Genomic DNA, 2430 nt, shown 5'->3' on the forward strand with positions numbered 1-2430 from the left:
CTGATCAGATCGTAGGTTCTTGATTTAGTTCCATTGAATTACGCAACAAAGCCTTTTACATCCCTACAATCAACTTCATGGGTACTGGCTGTTTGAAAGATGCTGCTGATAGCATTCAGTCTCAAGGCTTCAAAAAAGGTCTGATCGTAACGGATAAGATCCTTAACCAAATTGGCGTGGTTAAACAGGTACAAGACCTACTTAGCCAACGTGGCGTAGACGCAGTTGTATTCGACGGTACTCAACCAAACCCAACCATCACTAACGTGAACGATGGTCTTGAGTTACTAACTGACAACGATTGTGATTTCGTTGTTTCACTAGGTGGCGGTTCGCCACATGACTGTGCAAAAGGTATCGCTCTGGTTGCCTCTAATGGCGGCAAAATTGCAGATTACGAAGGCGTAGACCAGTCTGAAAAGCCAATGATGCCTCTAATTGCTATCAACACAACAGCAGGTACAGCTTCTGAAATGACGCGTTTCTGCATCATTACTGACGAAGCTCGTCACATTAAGATGGCTATCGTTGATAAGCACACAACACCGCTTATCTCAGTAAACGATCCTGAGTTGATGCTTGCTAAACCTGCATCACTAACGGCAGCAACAGGCATGGATGCGTTGACACACGCAATCGAAGCTTACGTTTCAATCGCAGCAACGCCAATCACAGACGCAGTTGCGATTAAAGCAATCGAACTTGTGCAAGCACATCTAAGAACAGCAGTAGCGCACGGTGAAGACATTGAAGCTCGCGAGCAAATGGCTTACGCACAGTTCATGGCGGGGATGGCATTCAACAACGCTTCTCTTGGCTATGTTCATGCAATGGCGCACCAACTGGGTGGTTTCTACGACCTTCCACACGGTGTATGTAACGCTATCTTGCTACCACACGTTCAACGTTACAACGCTCAAGTTTGTCCAGATCGTCTACGTGATGTTGCAAAAGCGATGGGTGTGAATGTTGAAGGTATGACAGCAGAGCAAGGCGCAGAAGCAGCTATCAACGCGATTGTTCAACTAGCAAATGACGTGAACATCCCAACAGGTATTGCTCAACTGGGTGCTAAATTGGAAGACATCCCGACTCTGTCTGACAACGCTCTTAAAGACGCTTGTGGTTTCACTAACCCTAAACAAGCGACTCACGAAGAAATCTCAGCGATCTTCGAAGCGGCAATGTAATCTAGCGACAATTTATTCGAGCTAGAAACACGCGGCTCTTGCTAAAAACAAATAGCTAACACAAACGGGCTCACCTTCTGAGCCCGTTTTTTTATCTGTCCGATACCTTTCAGATCTTTACCCTCATCACTAATCAGTAGTGACTAATCACTCACTGCTCACCACTAAAAAGTCGCATTGTTGCGATCGCTTGGTTATAGTTAAACTATTGATATATAGAATGACAAACAGGTTCCATTGAGTCGTTGGATAGTTAGCACCTCATTATTAGCTTCACTCGTTACCCACTCCGCTCAAGTAGAGGAACAAAATGAGTGCCACAGTCAGCCGCTAGAAGACGCCCCTGTCGAAAAAGCCTATCACTACCTAAACAGTAAATTTTGCCAACCCGCATTATGGTTTGACAGTTTCTTTGTCGATGACCGCATTACCGAAGATGCTCGAGCGGGCACTTCTGTCCGTTGGTACAACGATTTTATTTACTCAGAAGGTGGTGACGTCGACTACTCAACCAAGCTCAACGCACGTTTACATCTTCCCTTTGCGAGTAAGCGCCTAAAATTAATCTACGAATCTGTCAGCGATGAAGAGTTCTTTGATTTCTTTCCACAAGATTCAGAGGAATTAGAGAGCGCACTCGGCCTTCGTTACGATGCTTATGCGAAGGGTTACAGTAGCTTCAATATTAAAGCGACACTGCGTCCGCGTATTGAAGCTCGTTATCGCTTTACCTACCCTCTCACTACCGATGCCGTATTCAGGCTGACCCAACGTGTGTATCAAGAAAAGCAAGAAACTGGCGAGATCACCGATATCGATTTTGATCTTTCTTTGAGTGATGACTTCTTAGTGCGATGGTCGAACTTTGCAGGTTATAACGACGACCTTAAAGGCTGGGAGTACGGTACGGGGCTAACTTTGTATCACTATCTTTCTCAAGACCAAGCTCTGCAATACAGCGCGACGATTGCAGCAACCAGCGTGCCGTATAACCACTACGAATACTCACAGGTGTCGATAACCTACCGAGAAAACGTTTGGAAAGAATGGCTGTTCTACGAATTGATTCCGCGCTACCAATGGGAACGAGAGCCCTATGAGAAACATACCGAAGAAGCCAACATCACCCTTAGGCTTGAAGTCTTGTTCAACAATGTCTAGTGGAACTAGTATCTAGTGAGTGTTTGTGGTATCCGCCCCATGAACCCACGGGGCGACTTGTCAGTGTTTGAAGTTCCAA

At 45.7% G+C, this 2430-nt stretch carries 2 protein-coding genes; both read left to right on the top strand.

Annotated elements, in window-relative coordinates:
- Nucleotides 1–32: 32 nt before the first annotated feature.
- The gene (gene yiaY / locus AB6D07_RS22800) at nt 33–1190 is read left to right on the top strand and encodes an L-threonine dehydrogenase (RefSeq protein WP_372140762.1); all 1158 of its coding nucleotides are present in this window, start codon (nt 33–35) and stop codon (nt 1188–1190) included.
- 237 nt (nt 1191–1427) lie between these two features.
- Nucleotides 1428–2351, top strand: a complete 924-nt coding sequence (locus AB6D07_RS22805; RefSeq protein WP_017103718.1) for a hypothetical protein — start codon at nt 1428–1430, stop codon at nt 2349–2351.
- The last annotated feature ends 79 nt before the right edge of the window (nt 2352–2430 follow it).

Source organism: Vibrio sp. 10N.239.312.C11 (genome assembly GCF_041466065.1).
GTDB lineage: Bacteria > Pseudomonadota > Gammaproteobacteria > Enterobacterales > Vibrionaceae > Vibrio > Vibrio tasmaniensis_A.